17 protein-coding genes are annotated in these 20611 nt (G+C 41.0%); 4 read left to right on the top strand and 13 right to left on the bottom strand.

Annotation, left to right across the window (positions count from 1 at the left end):
* Positions 1-606 precede the first annotated feature (606 nt).
* Positions 607-1164, bottom strand: a complete 558-nt coding sequence (gene gmhB / locus GW828_RS12340) for a D-glycero-beta-D-manno-heptose 1,7-bisphosphate 7-phosphatase (protein WP_124016049.1) — start codon at positions 1162-1164, stop codon at positions 607-609.
* Between the two features lie 190 nt (positions 1165-1354).
* Here gmhB and GW828_RS12335 point away from each other — a divergent pair, with 190 nt between their 5' ends.
* Positions 1355-2029, top strand: a complete 675-nt coding sequence (locus tag GW828_RS12335) for a GntR family transcriptional regulator (protein ID WP_182742068.1) — start codon at positions 1355-1357, stop codon at positions 2027-2029.
* A 132-nt stretch (positions 2030-2161) separates the two neighbouring features.
* A complete protein-coding gene (locus GW828_RS12330; RefSeq protein WP_182699013.1) occupies positions 2162-3244 on the top strand; it encodes a ketoacyl-ACP synthase III in 1083 nt (360 codons plus the stop codon).
* Positions 3245-3320: 76 nt separating this feature from the next.
* On the opposite strand, the gene GW828_RS12325 is transcribed toward GW828_RS12330, so the two are convergent.
* From GW828_RS12325 to GW828_RS12310, 4 genes are all read right to left on the bottom strand, one after another.
* Entirely contained in the window at positions 3321-4010 is a 690-nt protein-coding gene (locus GW828_RS12325) for a 3'-5' exonuclease (RefSeq protein ID WP_182723435.1), read from the bottom strand.
* A complete protein-coding gene (locus GW828_RS12320) occupies positions 4010-5857 on the bottom strand; it encodes a DUF294 nucleotidyltransferase-like domain-containing protein (protein ID WP_273059024.1) in 1848 nt (615 codons plus the stop codon). Before GW828_RS12320 ends, GW828_RS12325 begins: the two co-directional genes overlap by 1 nt.
* 128 nt (positions 5858-5985) lie before the next feature.
* Positions 5986-7704, bottom strand: a complete 1719-nt coding sequence (locus GW828_RS12315; RefSeq protein WP_124016054.1) for a sodium:solute symporter family protein — start codon at positions 7702-7704, stop codon at positions 5986-5988.
* Between the two features lie 11 nt (positions 7705-7715).
* Positions 7716-7982, bottom strand: a complete 267-nt coding sequence (locus GW828_RS12310; RefSeq protein ID WP_124016055.1) for a DUF4212 domain-containing protein — start codon at positions 7980-7982, stop codon at positions 7716-7718.
* A gap of 361 nt (positions 7983-8343) precedes the next feature.
* Between GW828_RS12310 and GW828_RS12305 the strand changes: the two genes are divergently transcribed.
* Positions 8344-10506 carry a diguanylate cyclase gene (locus tag GW828_RS12305; RefSeq protein WP_235781871.1) on the top strand — a complete coding sequence of 721 codons (2163 nt, stop codon included), beginning with the start codon at positions 8344-8346 and terminating at the stop codon, positions 10504-10506.
* Here GW828_RS12305 and GW828_RS12300 read toward each other — a convergent pair.
* Positions 10496-11995 carry an alpha/beta hydrolase gene (locus GW828_RS12300; protein ID WP_273059028.1) on the bottom strand — a complete coding sequence of 500 codons (1500 nt, stop codon included), beginning with the start codon at positions 11993-11995 and terminating at the stop codon, positions 10496-10498. The genes GW828_RS12305 and GW828_RS12300 overlap by 11 nt on opposite strands.
* Before the next feature lie 176 nt (positions 11996-12171).
* Here GW828_RS12300 and GW828_RS12295 point away from each other — a divergent pair, with 176 nt between their 5' ends.
* Positions 12172-12738, top strand: a complete 567-nt coding sequence (locus GW828_RS12295; RefSeq protein WP_273059031.1) for a DUF6942 family protein — start codon at positions 12172-12174, stop codon at positions 12736-12738.
* A 7-nt stretch (positions 12739-12745) separates the two neighbouring features.
* Here the strand turns inward: GW828_RS12295 and nadE are convergent, their stop codons facing one another.
* The 7 genes from nadE to GW828_RS12260 form a co-directional block, all read right to left on the bottom strand.
* Positions 12746-13576 carry an ammonia-dependent NAD(+) synthetase gene (gene nadE / locus GW828_RS12290; RefSeq protein WP_182723439.1) on the bottom strand — a complete coding sequence of 277 codons (831 nt, stop codon included), beginning with the start codon at positions 13574-13576 and terminating at the stop codon, positions 12746-12748.
* 112 nt (positions 13577-13688) lie between these two features.
* Complete coding sequence (locus tag GW828_RS12285; protein WP_124016058.1) at positions 13689-14993, bottom strand: inosine/guanosine kinase; 1305 nt, start codon at positions 14991-14993, stop codon at positions 13689-13691.
* Between the two features lie 336 nt (positions 14994-15329).
* Entirely contained in the window at positions 15330-15974 is a 645-nt protein-coding gene (gene adk, locus GW828_RS12280) for an adenylate kinase (RefSeq protein ID WP_124016059.1), read from the bottom strand.
* A 136-nt stretch (positions 15975-16110) separates the two neighbouring features.
* Complete coding sequence (locus tag GW828_RS12275) at positions 16111-16974, bottom strand: tetratricopeptide repeat protein (protein ID WP_273059033.1); 864 nt, start codon at positions 16972-16974, stop codon at positions 16111-16113.
* Between the two features lie 66 nt (positions 16975-17040).
* Positions 17041-18954 carry a molecular chaperone HtpG gene (htpG, locus tag GW828_RS12270; protein WP_124016061.1) on the bottom strand — a complete coding sequence of 638 codons (1914 nt, stop codon included), beginning with the start codon at positions 18952-18954 and terminating at the stop codon, positions 17041-17043.
* Positions 18955-19354: 400 nt separating this feature from the next.
* Positions 19355-19957 (bottom strand): recombination mediator RecR, encoded by a 603-nt coding sequence (gene recR / locus GW828_RS12265; protein WP_124016062.1) that lies wholly within the window; start codon positions 19955-19957, stop codon positions 19355-19357.
* Positions 19958-20187: 230 nt separating this feature from the next.
* The gene (locus GW828_RS12260) at positions 20188-20520 is read right to left on the bottom strand and encodes a YbaB/EbfC family nucleoid-associated protein (RefSeq protein WP_011637860.1); all 333 of its coding nucleotides are present in this window, start codon (positions 20518-20520) and stop codon (positions 20188-20190) included.
* Positions 20521-20611: the final 91 nt, after the last annotated feature.

Raw genomic sequence — 20611 nt, 5'->3', positions numbered from 1 at the left:
CGAAGAACAGAAGACAATTTCGAATAACTCAATACCTGTGAATGTCCACACAGATTACTTGATAAATTGTTAAAGAGCGGACCTGGTAACCTGCGTTAGACGCCGTGTTCCGTGTCAGTGGGTTGTATTATAGGGAAAACATTTTATAGCGCAAGCGCTTTTTAAAGTTTTTATGACGATTAAGACTCAACTGCGTACTATTTAAACTCAAAGCCACATTTAAGGATGTTTTTGCTGTATTTACGAACAAAAACGGCCAACTACAGCAGACCTTGAATATATTTTCCCTGCCTATAGAAGGCTTAAGATGTGCTTCATTGAGATTTAAGTAGCTAATTTGGCTTGTTGAGGCTAAATATTTACTCAAGCAAGGTTAATACAGTGTTAACTCAACTGTATATTCGTCTCAACACACAAGATATAGGTATTTTTAATTTTACTGGCAGCAAAAGCAAAACGAAGAAAACTGTTTATAGATGAATAACAGTCAACCGATGTTCATATATAAGTAGGTTAATGCTTATATATGAACAGGTAGGAGATATTTTTTGCTTATCGGCAATAAACAGACACTTTCGCTTATCGGTTTGATGAGGGATTTGTAGACTATGACAGTAATTGATTTAATAAACTCGGTACATCAGCAATGCTATCAACCACGGCACTAGCAAGATTAATACCCGCTTCATCGACTACTTTACCTGAGCGAACCAAAATAGTGGTATTGATTCCAGCGGCTTTTGCTGCGCGCATATCATCAGCCTTATCCCCAACCATCACAGATTGGCTCATGTCTATTTTCAAGAATTCAGCGGCAGTGGTCAACATACCTGGTTTCGGTTTACGACACTCACAATCTTGCTTGTATTCGCCTAGGCCTTTTTCTGGATGATGTGGGCAATAATAAATACCATCAAGATCGACACCTTTATCGGCAAAGTTCCAATCCATCCATTCTGTTAAATGATGAAAATCATCTTCACTGTACATGCCACGAGCAATACCAGATTGGTTGGTGACAACGACTAATAGGTAACCCTTTTGCTTTAACGCTAAACACGCTTCAAATACACCCTCTATATATTCAAACTCGTCCACAGTATGGACATAACCATTATCTTTATTGATCACGCCATCACGATCGAGAAATACTGCTTTATTCAATCTAACACTCCTTAAACACTATACTGGGGTGATTATCCCATTGAGATGAATTTGGAGCCAGACAATCTGGATATTTTTATTAATTTGTTTAATTACCACCTTTATATGCATAATTGTATAGGTTTCACTTTATAAAGCGGCCTCTAAGCGGTACCCTTGCTCGAAGATATTAGTGATTATTATAGAATACATGAGCAATATACCTCCTATTATTCATAAAACTCGAACGCAACTTGTTGTTGAGGCGCTTCGTGAACAGATCCTTTCTGGTGATATTCAGGGAGGTGAACCGCTTAGACAATCTGCTATCGCAGAGCAATTGAACGTGAGTCGCATTCCTGTGCGTGAAGCTCTAGTACAATTAGAAGCAGAAGGTTTAATCAATTTCGAACCACATAAAGGTGCAACCGCAACTCTATTATCAGTTGAGCAAGTCACTGAGTTATTTGAATTACGTGCAATGATAGAATCAGATTTATTAGCTAAGGCAATTCCTAAATTGTCTGATAATGATCTTGCTGAAGCTGAAATGGTGCTCATTCAACTTGAGTTAGCATTTACACTGAAAGAGTCTGTGGCCAGTTGGAGTGAACTGAATACAAGATTTCATACTCGTTTATACCAAGCGGCTAATCGCCCTCATACAATGGATGTGGTAAACGGTCTAAACACAAATTGTGATCGCTATATTCGTCTACAGTTGCTGTTTACTGGTGGGATCCCTATCGCTGAAAGAGAGCATAGAGTGTTACTTGAGTTATGCAAGAATCGAGATATAGAAAAGGCGACAACTTTATTGCGAGAGCATATTCTGCATGCCTCTGATTCAATAAAGAAATTAGTAGAACAAAAAATTAAGTCATAAAAACAATAATAAATCTTAGTTATGGCTATTAAAAATAATGAATACCAAGAGTTTAGCTTAAGCTCGCTTAATACTTAGCACTTGATATTGTGAATAAATTTAATTAACGATTGAACGTATTGAGAGAATTTTATGCAGTATGCACATATTACCGGTTGGGGTAAGTCCGTTCCGCCAGCAACATTAACCAATGCTGATTTAGCGACATTCATGGAAACAACGGATGAATGGATTAAAACTCGCACAGGGATCAGTCAGCGTAACATTAGTCACGTTAACACTTCTGAAATGGCATCGGTTGCAGCTAAGCATGCACTTGCGGCTGCAGGAATCGACGGTAGTGAGTTAGATTTAATTATTTTAGCGACTGCAAGCCCTGATACCTTGATCCCTAATATTGCTTCAACGGTACAAGCCAATATTGGCGCTACATGTGGTGCATTTGATATCAATGCCGCATGCAGTGGCTTTTTGTATGGTGTGGGTTTAGCCAGCTCAATGATCAAAAGCGGCCAAAGTAAGAAAATTCTGATCATCGGTGCTGAACGTCTGTCTTTTTACCTTGATTGGTCTCGCCGTGAAACCGCAGTATTATTTGGTGACGGTGCTGGCGCAGTTGTTCTTGAAGCAAGTGATCAGCCGGGCGGCGTATTAGGTTATGAGTTAAACAATGACCCTGAAGGACGAGATATTTTAAAGTCTAATTTTGGCACCCAAATGGATAGATTTGATAACGATTCGTTAGATTTTTATATCCACATTAATGGTCAAGATGTGTTTAAGCGTGCGATTCATGGCATGGGAAGCTTAAGTGCTAAAGTACTCGAAAAATGTAACACCAATATAGATGATGTCGATTTTGTTATCCCGCATCAAGCTAACGAGCGAATTATCGATACGTTAGTGAGCCGGATGAAAATCCCTAAAGAAAAAGCGTTCGTTAATATCGCTGATTATGGCAATACTTCTGCAGCCACCATCCCTATCGCTATTTGTGATGCATTATCTCAGGGCAAAATTGTCCCAGGGCAAACGATTTTATCATGTGCATTTGGCGCAGGATTAACTTCTGCCGCATTACTATTAAAGTGGGGTGAACGAACCACACCAATTAATACTAGTGATGCTAAATTACCCCCTTGCGATAAAACGGCACTTGAATTAATTAAGCCTGCGGTTGATTACTTTTTCAATAAAGCGAAAGACGCTGAATAAGCCTTATTGAGTTAACTTAAATTAACTTAAGCTAAGCGTTAAAAAAGCCAGTCTAGATGACTGGCTTTTTAGTGTATTAGCGCAGCACATTAATTAAGTCTTTTACCGATAGTTTTTTTACATCGCCTATTGCAGCGACCTGAGCCAAGAGTAATTCAGCACAGGATAATGCATCTATAAGCGCATTATGCGCCGAATAAACAGGTAAACGGTAACGTTCACGACTGGCACCTAAACGTAACGATCCTTCTTTTAATACCGAATGTTGCATTAAACAGCGTTTTTTTTCTATGGCGAGGGTGTCGATAAACACCATAGGAATAGATTGACCAAAACAACGGATTAATTGCTGTTGAATGAACTCGATGTCCAGTGGTGCATGATGCGCCACCAAAATATGACCTTTCGTTTGTGTGAGAAACCATTCCATCGCGTCTTGAATAGATAACGCCATATGCAATTGATTATCTACAATACCATGAACCGTCGCGCTGTGACCGACACTACCACTGATGGCAATCATCATATGTTGTGCCTTTTCAAGCGGGATCCCCCCGTTGATAATGGGTACCATACCAATACTGATGACTTGATCGCCAATAGGATTTAAGCCGGTCATTTCAAGATCAATCGCCATTAAGGGGGCATCGAGAAATGGTTGTGTTAATGCTGGGATAATTGCGTCTAAGTAAGTATCGAGTGGCGAAGGCAGTATGGCCATTTTTTTACGCCACAATATGGCTTTTATCCACCACAAATTAACCACTAAAAACTCCTTAGAAACTTAAGTTTTATGCCCGCTTGAGCATCATGAACCACCTTAAAAGCATCCCGTAATTGGTGGCGCATTAACGAAGAGAGATGTTGTGGTTTTAGAAAGTTATTCACCGGCAGATTATGGGTTGCTTGGTAACCTTGATTCGATAAACGCATATGCGCAATAAACTCATGTGCATCAGCCAAATTAAGTGCATCTTTGCGATTAATAATATTCGCATCCATTAACGCCCTGATCCGCTTGGCGGTATTCACCTCTTTAATACCCGCACTCAAAGCATACACTCTGGCAATATCATTAATAAGCGCACTGCCCTTGTGCTTTAAATCCATGCCTTTGACTTCACTGCCATCACGCTCAAGAACAAACTTTCTAAAAAAACCCAGTGGAGGTGATTCCGTTAAGGAATTCCCCGCCATACCGGCAAGGAAAATATCGTTGTCTTGTGTTGATGCTAACACCGAATCTTGTAATTCATTGAATAGGTTTAACGGACCGAACACAGGTCGCATATCGAAAAAGATGCTTGCATGCATTAATGCTTTTGGTTCTGGCGTATTAACCCATTGCGAAAAAAGCCCTTTCCATTTAACAAGGGATATTCGCCACTTGGGGTTTTGCGCCATAATGTCGCCTGGACAATAAATATAACCACATTCATCTAAGCCCTTACACACAGCTTTGGTTAACGTGTCAAAATAAGCTGCGGCAAACTCATCAGGTTCATGGGCCAGTAATAAACCATTATCTTGATCTGAACAAGCGACTTGATCTTGGCGACCTTGTGAACCAAACGCTAACCAACAAAATGCCATTGGCGCTTGGCCTAAAATTTGTTGATTAAGCTCAATCAGTCTGCGGGTTAATGCATCGGTTACTGAGGTTAGCACACGGCCAATCTCTTCAGCTCTAGCATCGGCACTGATGAGGTTTTGCAACAACAGGGGGATTTGTTTACTCACGTGAATAAGCTTTTCTATGCTGCCTTGGCGGCCAATTTCGCCAATTAACAGCAAAGGCTGTGAGCTTTGTGAACGCAAAATATCAGTACTGGTGATCATCCCGAGCGCTTGGCTGCCTTCTACCACAGGCAAATGATGAATATTATGTTCACTCATCGCCAACATGGCTTCAAATACTAATGCATTGGCATGGGTTGTGACTGGATTAATTGTCATGGCTTGACTCACCAGAGCATTAAAATCGAACCCTTCGGCAATGATCCGATTACGCAGGTCTCTGTCGGTTAAAATCCCGGTTAACTTTTGATTATCGATCACTAATACCGATGATACCCGATGTTCTCGCATCAGTTTGGCTGCATCCATCACACTGGCGTTGGCGTCAATAATAATCGGCCTAGATGACATAATAGAAGTGATGCGGCTCGTAGTGGTCAGGTCTTTGGCGGTAAATTTAGCTTCATTACGTAAACGATTAGCAAAAGCGCGGGCAAAAAACTGATCAAAACTGCGATGATCAGATCTCAACTTGGCAAATACAGATTGTGGTAAATGATAAACTAAACTGTCTTCAAGAATGGCCACTTTATTAACCACTTTTTCACCCGATAGCAAAGTAGAAAAACCAAAGCACTCACCTTCGCCGACACGGTCGACCAACACACCTTCAGGATCGCGAACTTCAAATGCGCCGCTGCGCACCAGATATAATTTGGGGTTATCTTTGTCAAACTCAACAAATGCAGACGCTTTACTGTAATAACCCACAGTAATTTTTTTGGCACAATATTGAATGAGATCTCGAGGAAGCGTATCAAAAGGAGAATGGAGCGCTAAAAACTGCTCGACAGGTTGTAACTCGCTGGCATCCATTAATTAATTCCCTATGGTACATGGGTTAACACTTTCACTATAGCAAAGCATTTCACTTAACGCCTATAGGACTAAAGCCCAACAAAAAGAGCGCCGAAGCGCCCTTTCTAAGCTGTATTGATTATAACTTAGTGATCGTGAGCTTCACCCGATCCTTTAGGGAAACGAATCGACTCTACCATCGCCACTATTTCATCAGGAATTTTAGTGGTAACTTTACTCACAGCAAAAGCCACGACAAAGTTGACTATCATTCCCATCATTCCAATACCTTCTGGTGAAATACCAAATAACCAGTTTTCAGATGTATTAGCTGCTGGATTAATAAACTTAAAGTAAGCGATATAAGCCGCAGTAGATAATAAGCCGATAACCATACCCGAAATAGCCCCTTCTTTATTCATGGTTTTAGAGAAAATACCCATGATAATAGCTGGGAATAACGATGCAGCAGCTAGACCAAATGCAATGGCGACAACCGCGGCAACAAAGCCTGGTGGATTAATACCAAAGTAACCAGCCATAACAACCCCAAAACCTGCGGCTATTCGTGCATACATTAACTCTTTCTTGTCCGAAATGTCTGGCATCAGATTTTTCTTGAGTAAATCATGTGAAACAGACGTTGAAATAACCAGTAATAAACCCGCAGATGTCGACAATGCTGCTGCTAAACCACCCGCAGCAACTAAAGCAATCACCCATGCTGGAAGGTTAGCAATTTCAGGCGTGGCCAACACAATGATATCTCGGTCAATGTTCATTTCATTTTTTTCACCATTGGTGTAAAAAATCTTGCCATCATTGTTCTTGTCTTCCCACTTGATTAAACCAGTTTTTTCCCAGTTTTTAATCCACTCAGGTGCAGTTTCATAAGGAACACCGGTAGAATCTGGTCCATTAATGGTTTCAATCATGTTTACGCGTGAGAAAGCAGATAATGCAGGAATTGTAGTGTACATAATAGCGATAAACACTAATGCCCAACCAGCTGATATACGTGCATCTTTCACTTTAGGAACAGTAAAGAAACGCACAATAACATGCGGTAATCCTGCTGTACCAAACATTAACGCGCCAGTGATAAAGAACACATCGATCATACCTTTAGAACCTTCGGTATATTGGGAGAACCCAAGCTCTGCCGATAATCCATCGAGTTTATCGAGTAAATATACCCCCGTACCATTACCCGCGGCGTCGATCATCTCAGCACCGAAACCAATTTGTGGGAAAATATGACCTGTCATCATTACCGAAATAAAGATAGCTGGAACCATAAAGGCAAAGATAAGTACGCAGTACTGTGCAACCTGTGTGTAAGTAATCCCCTTCATGCCACCCAATACTGCATAAAAGAACACCACCGCCATACCAATATATACGCCAGTTTCTACGTCAACCTCTAGGAAGCGAGAGAACACCACGCCAACACCACGCATTTGCCCTGCAATATAAGTAAAGCAAATAAAGATGGCACAAATCACTGCTACCGTACGTGCTGTTTGAGAGTAATAACGATCACCAATAAAATCAGGAACAGTAAATTTACCAAATTTACGTAAGTAAGGTGCCATGCACAAGGCTAATAGCACATAACCACCAGTCCAGCCCATAAGATACACTGAACCATCATAACCAGTAAAAGACACAATACCGGCTAATGAAATAAATGATGCAGCTGACATCCAATCTGCTGCTGTTGCCATACCATTCAACACAGGGTGAACGCCACCGCCTGCAACATAAAACTCTTTGGTTGAACCTGCTCGAGACCAAATGGCGATCCCGATGTAAAGCGCGAAAGTTGCGCCAACAATTAAATACGTAAGTGTTTGAACATCCATCTTAGTGCCCCTTAGTCTTCCTGAACATTGTATTTTTTGTCTAATGCATTAGCTTTCGCCACATAAACAAAAATCAGCGCCACGAATACATACATTGCACCCTGCTGCGCAAACCAGAAACCCAATTTGAATCCCATAAAGGTAAATTCGTTTAACACATCTACTAATATAACGCCGCAGCCAAATGACACTGCAGCCCAAATTGCAAGCAAACTAAGTACTAAACGTAAATTCTCACGCCAGTAACCCGCTGCCTTATCGTTATTTTCAAAACTCATTGCGACTCCCCTATGTTATTTTTTGTAAAGTCATTGTTAATTTAGCAACTCAGGGGGGCACCACAATCAAGACCTTAGTCGTACTTGATCAATAAAAACTCTGGCTAATATTATAAAACACTTATATATCAATATAATAGAGAAAATAAAAACCAGAAAAACATGTTGTCCACGCCACGAAGTTAGACCAAGGTCGAACAAAAAGACATCTTTGTGGAGTCTGTGCGCTGCATCACGAAAGGCAAAAATAAATATTTGATAGCAAAAAAAATTTTGTTTGCGTTGAAAATAGTTCTATTTCCTGAGATAAGTGTTCTTAAAGGAATAAGTCTATCTAAAATACAGATAATAAGGATATTTTTTGAGCTTGCCACGCATTAATCAACAACACCTTTTATACTCGATTATATTGGGGGTAATCGGACTGCTACTCAATTTCTACCCAATACAGTTTTTTGCCAATGTGCAATTTGTGTTGGGGAATACGATGACCGTTATTGCGGCTGTTTTGTTAGGGCCTTGGTATGCATTTTTAACAGCAATGATGGCATCTACTGGGTTAATGTTGATATGGGATAGCCCTCATGTGTATTTAATCTTTGGGCTAGAAGCGTTGTTTTTAGGATATGCCCGACGCCGTGATATCTATGCGCTGTATGCCGATGCCGCTTATTGGTTATTACTGGGTGCACCACTAGTGTATCTATATGTCGTCTTTTTAATGGATATTCCCCCTTCTCACTTAGGTTTTATCATTTCAAAGCAAGGAATTAACGGTCTTATTTATACCAGTATTGCATCACTGCTTATTTTAGCTATTCCAAAATTATGGTTTTTAAAAGACAAAGTGAAAGATCGTCATCGCAGACAATTAAGCGCGCAATTGACCTATTTTTTCACCTTACTCGTGACGTTAACATTACTGTTTTCAGCGTTAATTTTTAATTATTATTCTCTAGAACGTCAACAAGTCATGTTAAAACAAAACATGACTGAAGCCGTTGCCCACATTTCCGCGTCGACACAAAGTTATATTGAAAACCATAAAACGGTTATTCAAAATACGGCCAATCAATTAACGCTAATCGCTGATAAGCCGGAAAAATGGCAGGCTATTTTATCGAGCTTTCATGAAAGCTACCCCAGCTTTATCAGCATGCTTATTGCTGATCCTGACGCTAAAATTGTTAATGCCAGCCCGGTTTCAAGGCTGATCGCAATCGACAAAAAAGCACAGGATATTAATATTAATGACCGCGATTATTTTATTGAATCATTTTATAATCGCCGCTTATTTGTATCATCTGCCTTTTTAGGCCGAGGTTTCGGCAATGATGCTATTGTCGCTATGAGTACCCCGTTTTATCTCGATGAACAACATACGCAAGTCGCCGGCATCATAGAAGGCTCGCTTGATTTGAGCTACTTTTCACATATTGATCAAGTTAGTGAATATAGTAATGATGAATCGGTGGTGATGGTCGATGAGAAAAATCAAATTATTTTTGCCTCAAAAAAGCTCAGCCTTAAACCGCTATCTCAATTTAATTTTGTCATCAATAAAGGCGGCTATCATGCCAACTTAGAGCTTATCAATATTCACAAAATGACCTCAATTGTACCTGAGTATATTTATACTCACCGTGAATTAAATAATGGTTGGACTGTGTATATTTTAAAAGAGTTCTCACCGTTATTAAAACTGGCTGAAGAACAAATGTTTGCTAGTTTTATAATGTTATTAGTGTCATTGGTATGTACTTTTTATATATCAACAAAGCTCAGTGCACTATTGACCGTGCCATTAGAAGCAGTTGCCAATCAATTTAGCCTACCTGATAGCGGAAAAGTATCGACCATTGACGACAATTCACCTAGAGAAGTCTTCAGCCTTTATCAACGATTAGTGGCCAGTAAAGAACAACTGGTTGCCCATCAAATGGAATTAGAACAAACCGTTGCCAATCGCACTGCAGAATTAGAAAAAGCCAATAAAAAACTCACCGAGTTAGTAGACCGAGACCCGTTAACTGGGTTGTACAACCGCCGTTATGCCGAACGTAAGTTCAGTGAGCTATTGGAGTTTTGTTTACGAAGCGAACAAACCATTACAGTGGCCATATTGGATTTAGATTTATTTAAAACCATTAACGATAACTATGGCCATTTGGCTGGTGACGAGTGTTTACGTAAAGTATCGCAATTATTGCAGAAGTACTTTAAACGCGACATTGATATTGTTGCCCGCTACGGCGGAGAAGAGTTTTTACTGATTTTACCCTTATCCAATACCTTACACATAGAACATCACCTCAATGGGTTTAGAGAAGCACTGTCACAATTAGAAATCACCTCGCCCGAAGATAATCAGGCGTTCAAAGTAATGGTCAGTATTGGTGCTATCACAGCGAATGCCGATTATGAGGCCGACCTGGATAAATGGATTAAAATTGCCGATGAGAACCTCTACCAAGCAAAGCAACAGGGACGTAACAGAACCATCATTGATATCATTACTGACTGATATTTGGTGACTGGTTATCTAAAACTGACTCGGATTGATGGGCTTGGGTGAACTCATCAATGCGACTCATCATATACGGATAAAATGGATTCCATTTCTGCCGTAACATATCATCTGCCGGTACACTAAAAATACCTCGCTCGCCTTGATAAATAGCTCTTCCTATCTGAATTTTTTGTGGCTTATCTTCCGCGAGTGGCCCATAAAGGGTATCTTCAATTGGAAAACTTAACGCGACATGAGATAACGAATACACATCTTTAGGCCATTCTAAGCTCAATGTTAGTACATTATCCGTTATTGATTTATCGGCTAACTCTCTGACTTGAACGTAACGATCACTTTGGGGATCATTTTCAAGCAAACTTAACCGATAAGGCAATGTTGCAGCGAGCCAGAATGGCGTAAAAGATGCCAATGGGTCTTGAAAGAGTAATTGGTTGTTACTTCGAGTTCGGTTGACGTCAAATAACACTAATTGATGCTCTTTGTTTGCGGGTAATCTTTGGTATAACAAATCAACCACAGCGAGTGAAGATACCGTATCATCGACAACGGATTGGAAGGTTAATATGGGTGGGATAGCCGTAAACTGTTGCGCTGACAATGCCGCTAATAAGGTCTGATTACGTTGAGTTAACTGATATACAACATCACCAGCATTAACTGCGAAGGATTGATATTTAAAGGGGTCGTATTCGGTTTGAATACTGTTCCAGTACAGTTTATCTTGCCCAAGCAACTTACCCAGTTGTGCTTGCCAATAAGCACCAGCAGCAATAGGCGCCAGACCGATAGCGGGTGATAACATTATAATGCCATCAAAGCTTGGCGGCTTTTGTAAGCTTATATTCTCAAGCTCATGGTTTAATGCCAGCGCTGCCCCGGTTGAAAAACCCACCACATAAATGGGTTTTCCAGGTAATTGTTCAGATAGATGCGCGACAGCCAGTGACACAGCCCCAGCAAGATCAGGCCAAGTAATATCGGTTAATCCGGAAGGAATGGTTCCGTGTCCTGGCAAACGCAGGCCTAGAACATGTGCCTGATGTTGGTAGTGTTGTGCAAGATGCGATAGCACATAGGGTGAGTCAGACATACCGTGAAGCAGTAATAGACCAAACTCAGCTTGAGGACTTTTCCATTCAAATGAACGGTTCCAATTTTGCTGCCATAATCCAGGGTCAGACAAACTATGACGCTCATAACGATTAATAGGCGACGCTATTTCAGGTTGATATTGGCGGTATACTTGCTGATCGACTTCAGCAAATAGTTTATCTTCTAATTGTAAATATTGACTAAAATCGGTTAAACCTGATTGTTGATGATATTCCGAAGTAAGATGTGTTGTGTGCCATAATGACAAATTAGGCCGCGCATTAAGTAGCCAAACGCCGGTAATAATTAATGCTAAAGCAATACCTAATGCACCATAAAATGCGGCAAATAAAAAATGTTTCGTCGACCCAATCACAATTGCACGCATAACAACCTTATAAATAAAGACTACCGATAAACATCTTGTATAAGTAGTGAGTACACTTACTGAGAACAACTAAGTAGTATAAGACACCATAAATTTAACATAATAAAAATTGTCACTCAGCTTAGGTAATGAGTCACTACTTCGCCATATTAGCCGTTAACGATTGTGGAAATAACATGTCATCTGATTGCTTTAGCCATGTCTGGGGACCGATGAATCCCGATATTATTTTTTATCTACCAACACCGCCAGCTTTACCGGCACATTGGTGTGCTTATGATGCTAATGCAATAACACAACTGGTGGATCTCAATGGTAATCACTGGCGTAAAATTGTTACTATTATGGCCAAAATTTGCTGTTTAGAGCCCGATATCAATATTGAAAAAGGGATTCATTGGAAGTTGATCCGTGATCAGCTGTTTAGCCAACCTAATGACACTCAGACAAAGGATAAACACAGGGATCCTGCTCGGCGTTTATACTGCCAATTACGCATTGTTAACCCCAACATTGATGAGAATAAAAACCAGGCGTTCTCTAGTCAATGTTGGCATATATTGTGTGGTAAAGAAGTACAACATCGAATGGGAATACTGGATGCTAGTCAGTATATCGCTCTAGATCAACAGCAAAAAATACTGCATCAGCAAACCGTATTGCTGACGCCATATTTAGATTATCGACAATATTCTAATGCGCTTATTGAACTAACGCGACAGCAGATACCATCGCATCAGTAACAAGGCGTTAATCATAAATAGTCGGGATCGGTTCGCGCTTATGTTGAGTCCGTTGATAGATACCTACAAGTTTGTCTTCCACAGATTGGATAACATCTTTGCCTTCTAAAAAGTCATCGATTTGATCATAGGTTAGCCCTAAAGCGACTTCATCTTCAAGTTGAGGTTTATTGTCTTCTAAATCGGCGGTAGGTGCTTTTTTCACTAGTAAATCGGGGGCGCCCAAATAAGCGGCTAACTGACGTACTTGGCGCTTATTTAAACCAAATAATGGTGCTAAATCGCATGCACCATCGCCCCACTTGGTATAAAAGCCGGTAATATTCTCTGCGCTATGGTCAGTACCAACGACCAAGCCTCCGACTAACCCTGCAATATGATATTGAGCTATCATCCGCATTCTGGCTTTAACATTACCTTTGACGAAATCAATCTTGTTTTCGTCGGCTAAAGCGATATTGGCTTCAGCTAAGCCAACTAAGGTCGCTTGATGTACACCAATAACACCTTGGGCAATATTCACCGTGACTTGTTTTGATGGTTGAATAAATCGACATGCCATTTGTGCTTCATCTTCATCTTTTTGAATTTGATAAGGCAAACGAACTGCAATAAATTGATAAGATGCTTCACCAAGCTCTTGATTAAGAGAATCTACCGCTAATTGGCAGAGTCGACCGGCTAAAGATGAATCTACACCACCACTGATCCCCAGCACTAAGTAATGAGTCTGGGCTTGTTTTAACTTAGATTTGATAAAAGCAACACGACGCTGAACTTCAAACTCAGGCTCAATAGCCTTAAGTACTTGCATCTCTCTTAAGATTTGTCCTTTCACGTGACGCTCCTGATTGCTGATTAAGATTCTGACTCGATATCTATTCTATAAAAATCTACACAAAAAAAAACGATAATGATGCTGCATTATCGTTTTTTTTATCGACAATTTATTAACGTTCCCAATAAGACTCTTCGAGACTGTCTTCTCGCTCAGGTAAACCACGAGACAGACGAGGACTGTGTTGTGCTAACACCTCATATGCAACCCGATTAGCGTACTTACATAATTGAGAAAATGATGAATAACATAAACCGTCTCGTTTATGTTTGCTTGAACCAGGTATATTGGTTTTATGGAACGTATTGGCTGATAGGTCATGTAAAAGCGCTGACAATGCGCCATCGCCAGCACCATTGGTATTACGGATTAATTCAGGGCCACCCATATAAGGCGCAATATGAGCGTAGACTTTTATTGGGGTGTCACAATCGGCTTGCAATTTAGGTCGAGAGAATTCGTAACGATTAAATTCAGGAATGGCGCCTGGTAGTAAAGTATGGCTGGTTTCGCGCTTTTCATTATCGTCAGTGTAACCTGCGGTATAAAGCCCTATTGCACCAGCAGTGGTTAACACCATGTCACACCATTCAAGCGCAACTTCACTGGCAAGCAGTGGGTCTTTAAAGCCCGTTAACGCTTCGCCTTCATCTTCATTCATGGCTAAGATAGTGACGTGCTCTCGAATAAAGTTTTGCCACCATTGAGGATCTTCTTGAATTAAAAAGCGCGTACCTAAGGTTAACACTACTGGCACGTCGGCTTCTTTAGCGTAATTGATTGCCGTCATTGCGGCATCAGTAATGCCATCTCCATCGCTTGCACGCATTAAGTAAGCCGTTAACACTAATGCTGAACTGCCCTGCACAACTTCTTTATCAATGTATTCAGGAGTAAGCTTATCCATACAGCCTTTGCTAATCGCAAAAGTGCGTTCACCACAGTCGGAAACCAATGTAAAACAACGGCCGATTGGACCATCAACTGGTTGTAAAAAATTAAGGTCAACCTTTGATGAAGTATTACATAAATAGCGATAAGCGTAACTGCCGACCATAATATGTTGGCTCATCACGCCAAAAAGCACTGAACGATCATCCGCTAAGATTGAATAATTGTGTACTGTATTACCAATAGTACCACCGGCAAATTCATCGCTGATCATCTCATTGGATTTTAGTTCGTGATACAAATTATGGGCTTGTTCATCATTAATGAGAGTTGAATTGCCTTTAGGCAAGCCATAGCGTTCAAGTAATTCGTCTTCTACTTTTGCCTCTATATCAACCAAGGTTTGATCAATACCGCAAATATAGGTAGAAAAAGGCTGTGGCTGCTGCGTAAGTTGAGCCAATAATGGATCACGGCTGTTTACAGGGAAATAATGCTTAGACTTACGTTGACCAGGAAACTTCATATGGGGCTCTCGTAGCGTTGCGTCCATGCAAGTGTGAAATGATTGACCACTGACACTCATTCAATGTTGAATAAGATATCGTCCGCGAAAATGGCGGCAAATTTTATCATAGGTAAGCGCTAATTTTACATCACTTTTATCATATTCGTGGCTTAAATACGCTTCGATGAGATTATCTGTGCAGTTTACGAGAGTTTAGCCCCATAACGCCGGGCAGACCACGATAAGGACTGCGTGAAAAACGTCATAAGGGAGACGAGCAGTTACACCGCTACCTTTTATTCGCCATAAAAAAAACCTGCAAAGCAGGCTTTTTATTCAGACGCTGAGCAGCGGTTATTTTAATACACTAGCCAGTTGCTCGCTCACTTTACTGACAGATTGAGTACCGTCAAACTTGTTGTACTGAGTGTTACCAGCTTCTGCAACTTTGCCATAGTAAGCAACTAACGGCTTAGTTTGCTCATGATAAATACCCAAGCGCTTACGCACTGTACTTTCTTCATCATCAGGGCGAATCGCTAAATCATCACCAGTGACGTCGTCTTTACCTTCCACTTTAGGCGGATTGAACACGATATGGTACACACGGCCAGAGCCTGAATGGACACGACGTCCGCTCATGCGCTTAACGATTTCTTCGTCTGGCACATCAATCTCGATAACATGATCGATTTCAATACCATTTTCAGCCATTGCATCTGCTTGTGGGATGGTACGAGGGAAACCGTCTAATAGAAAACCTTTTTCACAGTCGGCTTGTGCAATACGCTCTTTCACTAAACCAATAATAAGATCGTCAGACACTAATTGACCTGCATCCATTACTTTCTTAGCTTCTAAACCTAATGGAGTGCCCGCTTTAACAGCTGCACGCAACATATCACCGGTTGAGATTTGTGGGATACCATACTGTTCCATAATGAACTGTGCTTGGGTACCTTTACCGGCACCTGGTGCACCCAATAAAATAATGCGCATCTCAAAAGTCCTCTTTTAAGTTTATGTTCTTTTTAGGGCGGCGATTTTCGCACATCTGCCACAGTTTTAATAGCGCTTTTGTTATGACATTAGACCTAAATCTAATAAGGCTTGTAACAAAAAGGCATCAATCTGTTTAATACAGCAAGGTATATAATTTACGGCGATATTGATTGGCTATCATGTTGCCCTGTCCTATCGCAGTTAAGATTTCCATGAAGACTTGTTTGACTTTACCCTCTGCAGCATTAAGATCTTTTTGTAAAATGGTAAATAATAACTCCAGAGCTTCTTCATTACGATGAGCTGCATTTAATGCTTTGGCCAAAATGATTACCGCATCAAGATCATCTGGATGCTCAGCAACATTCTGCTGTAATTGGCGAATTTCAGGTGTGTCAGCTGCATCTTCCGCTAAGGCTAATTTGGCGACTAAATTATGATAGTAACTGTCTTGATCAGCCAAACCAATACGAGCAAGTAATACTTTTGCTTCAGCAAGTAAACCTAGCTGTAAGGCTACATCTGTCATAACCAATGCCACTTCAGCCGCTTGCTGTGCATCGGCATAAATCGTTTTTAACTGTTCAGCAATGTTAGTTAAGGCTTCAGACGATAACTGGCCTTGGGCTAATTGTTGCTTAATGTCTTCAAATGCTTGTATCCACATAGGCGGTAAGTGTTTGTCGAGTAAGTCACTAATTTGCTCTTGGCTTTGCACGCCAGCAAAACCATCAATCGGTCTGCCTTTATCTAAAATCAATGTGGTCGGTAAATTTTGAATCTGGAAGTAATTCGCGATTTCTAACTCTGTTTCACAGTCCACTTTGGCAAGAATAAATCGCCCAGATTTGGCGTTAGCCAACAGTTCCAGCGTCTGCAACATCTGCACACTTTCGGGCTGTTGTTGCGTCCAAAATGCCAATACCACCATTTTTTGCATCGAGGTATCAACAACGTGTTGAATATTATCTTTAGTAAGATTAATGAGGTAGTCCATATTGCCTCCGCGGGATGACAAAAACAAAAGCGGACTTATTGTCCGCTTTTGGTGCTTAAATCAAGATTATTTTACACTCGCCAATAACATTTGATTGGTGAGTTTAATAAACGCTGATGGATCAGCCAAACTGCCTTTTTCCGACAACAAGGCTTGCTGTAACAACAAGTTAGCCCAATCAGTAAACAACTTCTCGTCAGTTTCGTTATTCAAATGCTCAACCAAAGGATGAGTTGGGTTAATCTCAAACGTTGGTTTCGATTCTGGTACTGGCTGACCTGCAGCTTGCATTAGTTTAATCATCTGCGTCGACATTTCACCTTCGCCGGCTACAACGCAAGCTGGAGTGTCAGTTAAACGAGACGTCACGCGCACGTCCGATACACTGTCTGCTAATGCCGCTTTTACACGTTCAACTAAATCTTTCGACTCTTCGGCAACTTTATCATGCGCTTGTTTATCAGCAGCATCTTCAAGTTCACCTAATTCTAAATCACCACGCGTAACTGAATGTAATTTCTTACCATTGAATTCGGTTAAGTGACTCACTAACCATTCATCGATACGCTCAGACAGTAATAATACCTCAATGCCTTTTTTACGCAGCAATTCAAGATGAGGACTGTTAGCAGCTGCATCATGACTGTCAGCAACAATATAGTAAATCTTGTCTTGACCTTCTTTCATGCGCTCAACATACGCTTCTAATGACACAGTTGTCGCAGCTGAGTTGTTATCAGTTGAAGCAAAACGCAATAAACCGGCAATACGCTCTTTGTTAGCAAAGTCTTCTGCTGGGCCTTCTTTTAACACTTGGCCAAACTCAGCCCAGAATGACTGATATTGTTCAGGCTCGTCTTTCGCCAGCTTTTCAAGCATTCCAAGCACACGTTTGGTGATGCCTACACGCATTGCAGTGGTGACTTGATTGTCTTGTAAAATTTCGCGAGAAACGTTTAATGGTAAATCATTTGAATCAATTAAGCCGCGAACGAAGCGCAAGTAAGTCGGTAAAAACTGTTCTGCTTCATCCATAATAAACACACGTTGAACAAACAGTTTTAAGCCATGCTTATGATCGCGATTCCACATATCCCAAGGCGCTTTGGCTGGGATGTACAATAAGCTGGTGTATTCTTGTTTACCTTCAACCCGATTATGAGACCATTTTAATGCGTCGCTATAGTCGTGAGAAATATGCTTATAAAATTCTTGGTATTCTTCTTCAGTAATGTCTGACTTGTTACGAGTCCAAAGCGCGGTGGCCTTGTTCATCACTTTCCATTCACCTTCAGTGGCCGCGACCTTCTCGCCATCTGGTCCATCTGACTCAGGTGTGCCTTCATTCCACATTTGCACCGGAACCGAGATATGATCAGAATACTTAGTGATAATAGAACGTAAACGATAATCGTCAGCAAACTCAGTTTCTTCATCACGTAAATGCAGCACGATTTCAGTACCACGTTCATTTTTAGTGATACTTTCTACATTAAACGAACCTTCGCCTTCAGATTCCCACAATACACCTTCGTTAGCAGCATGACCGGCTGCACGAGTGCGTACGGTAACTTTTTTCGCCACGATGAAAGCCGAGTAAAAGCCCACACCAAACTGACCAATTAATTGTGAATCTTTTGACGCTTCACCAGAAAGATTACCGAAAAACTCTTTGGTACCTGATTTTGCAATAGTGCCTAAATGTTCAATCACGCTATCGCGGGTCATACCAATACCATTATCAGAAATGGTAACTGTGCCCTTTTCTTTATCGGCGCTAACACGCACGCGTAAATCGCCGTTACCTTCATATAAAGCATCATCTGTTAAGGCTAAATAGCGAAGTTTATCTGCTGCATCGGCCGCATTTGAGACAAGCTCACGTAAGAAAATCTCTTTATTTGAATACAGAGAGTGGATCATCAATTGCAGAAGTTGCTTTACTTCGGTTTGAAAGCCATGAGTTTCTTGTTGTGACATGAATAATTTCCTTGGTGTTACGTTAAATCAATCACGAGTCGAAACATCAACTCGCCTTAAAAATCTTCGTTAACCAAGAGATGGGGGACGTTACACTATTTTCAAGGGGCAACCCCATCTTGTTGAATAATAAATCGCCAGTTATGCTCAAATCAGGCAAATATCGTTGCTGATTCACCTCGATATGGCCATTAACTGAGCCATCTATTCAGCTTTGATCAAATAAAAATGCCAGCAACCCCGATTAAGGAGCCGCTGGCCGCTGGCACAAGATCGTTTCAATACCGTATCGATTTATCGCCGTGAAACACGACCATTGACTTAGCCTGCATCAGATAAAAATGCCAAAAATCCCGATTAAGGTGACGCTGGCACAAGATCGTTTTAATACCGTATCGATTTATAGCAGTGGAATACGACCATTAAATGATAGCGCTAAGGTAGTGCTATCGACATATTCAAGCTCACCACCGACAGGCACACCATGTGCAATACGACTGATGACGACATTATGTCTTCTGGCCATATCGGCAATAAAGTGTGCTGTAGCATCCCCCTCAACGGTCGGGTTGGTGGCAAGGATTAACTCACTGACATCATCAGAGGTTAAATGACGTTCCAGTAAAGCCAAACCAAGCTCTTCAGGGCCAACACCATCTAAGGGTGACAGATGTCCTAACAGCACAAAATATCGACCATTAAAATGTCCACCCGCTTCAATCGCTAGCACATCAGCAGGCGTTTCAACCACACAAATGATCCCCGAATTAACCCGGCGATGGCTACTGCAGATAGGGCATAAATCCTGTTCGGTGAACGTACGGCAACTTTGGCAATGTCCAACTTCTGACATGGCTTTTTGTAGCGAATCGGCAAGCTTGAGACCCACTTTACGTTCACGCTCAAGTAATTGAAATGCCATTCGCTGCGCAGACTTTGGCCCAACGCCAGGCAGTGCACGTAAAGATTGGATTAATTCATCAACCAAAGGACTAAATTTCATAAATTGCCAATACCTTAATAACTAAACTTATTTTGATGTCATGGGTAAAACTGTCGAGATGAAAGGCTGTGCCAATCTGCGGTCACACCAACGCAGTGCGATTATTGTCTGTGCGGCGCTCGAATGCAAAGGTTAATCCATTTGGGCGCTAAACGAGCTTTAGATATTTTGGACTGAAAATAAAAAAGCTCAAGCATTAATGCTTGAGCTTTTTTAGCAAATAAATGCGATTAAAACGGCATTTTCATGCCAGGTGGTAGTTGCATACCCCCAGTGACTTCGGCCATTTTAGTCTTTTGATTTTCTTCAATGCGACGAGCTGCATCATTACAGGCGGCAGCGATAAGATCTTCTAACATCTCTTTATCGTCTTCCATTAAACTCGGATCAATTTCAACTTTACGCACATTGTGGTTACCTGTCATGGTTACTTTAACCAAGCCAGCACCCGCTTCACCCGTCATTTCGGTGCGCGCAATTTCTTCCTGCACTTTAGCCATCTTGTCTTGCATCATCTGGGCTTGTTTCATTAAATTGCCCATACCGCCTTTTCCACCAAACATAGTCGTTTCTCTCTCTAATTAAGGTTGTTAGCAAGTCGCCATAATGACGCTAATCTTACTGAAATAAATTCGATTGGCAATCTTACTGAGA

This window comes from Shewanella vesiculosa, assembly GCF_009994065.1.
GTDB classification, from domain to species: Bacteria; Pseudomonadota; Gammaproteobacteria; order Enterobacterales; family Shewanellaceae; genus Shewanella; species Shewanella vesiculosa.
The sequence above is the reverse complement of the archived record's forward strand: the minus strand, read 5'-3'. Positions and strand labels throughout refer to the sequence as shown.

Bases quoted from the DNA above. Each gene is read 5' to 3' on its own strand.
- recR (WP_124016062.1), bottom strand. From the start codon at position 19,957: ATGAAATTTAGTCCTTTGGTTGATGAATTAATCCAATCTTTACGTGCA.
- GW828_RS12300 (WP_273059028.1), bottom strand. From the start codon at position 11,995: ATGCGTGCAATTGTGATTGGGTCGACGAAACATTTTTTATTTGCCGCA.
- adk (WP_124016059.1), bottom strand. From the start codon at position 15,974: ATGCGCATTATTTTATTGGGTGCACCAGGTGCCGGTAAAGGTACCCAA.
- GW828_RS12275 (WP_273059033.1), bottom strand. From the start codon at position 16,974: ATGGACTACCTCATTAATCTTACTAAAGATAATATTCAACACGTTGTT.
- GW828_RS12310 (WP_124016055.1), bottom strand. From the start codon at position 7,982: ATGAGTTTTGAAAATAACGATAAGGCAGCGGGTTACTGGCGTGAGAAT.
- GW828_RS12285 (WP_124016058.1), bottom strand. From the start codon at position 14,993: ATGAAGTTTCCTGGTCAACGTAAGTCTAAGCATTATTTCCCTGTAAAC.
- GW828_RS12315 (WP_124016054.1), bottom strand. From the start codon at position 7,704: ATGGATGTTCAAACACTTACGTATTTAATTGTTGGCGCAACTTTCGCG.
- GW828_RS12260 (WP_011637860.1), bottom strand. From the start codon at position 20,520: ATGTTTGGTGGAAAAGGCGGTATGGGCAATTTAATGAAACAAGCCCAG.
- GW828_RS12330 (WP_182699013.1), top strand. From the start codon at position 2,162: ATGCAGTATGCACATATTACCGGTTGGGGTAAGTCCGTTCCGCCAGCA.
- GW828_RS12335 (WP_182742068.1), top strand. From the start codon at position 1,355: ATGAGCAATATACCTCCTATTATTCATAAAACTCGAACGCAACTTGTT.
- GW828_RS12295 (WP_273059031.1), top strand. From the start codon at position 12,172: ATGTCATCTGATTGCTTTAGCCATGTCTGGGGACCGATGAATCCCGAT.
- htpG (WP_124016061.1), bottom strand. From the start codon at position 18,954: ATGTCACAACAAGAAACTCATGGCTTTCAAACCGAAGTAAAGCAACTT.
- GW828_RS12320 (WP_273059024.1), bottom strand. From the start codon at position 5,857: ATGGATGCCAGCGAGTTACAACCTGTCGAGCAGTTTTTAGCGCTCCAT.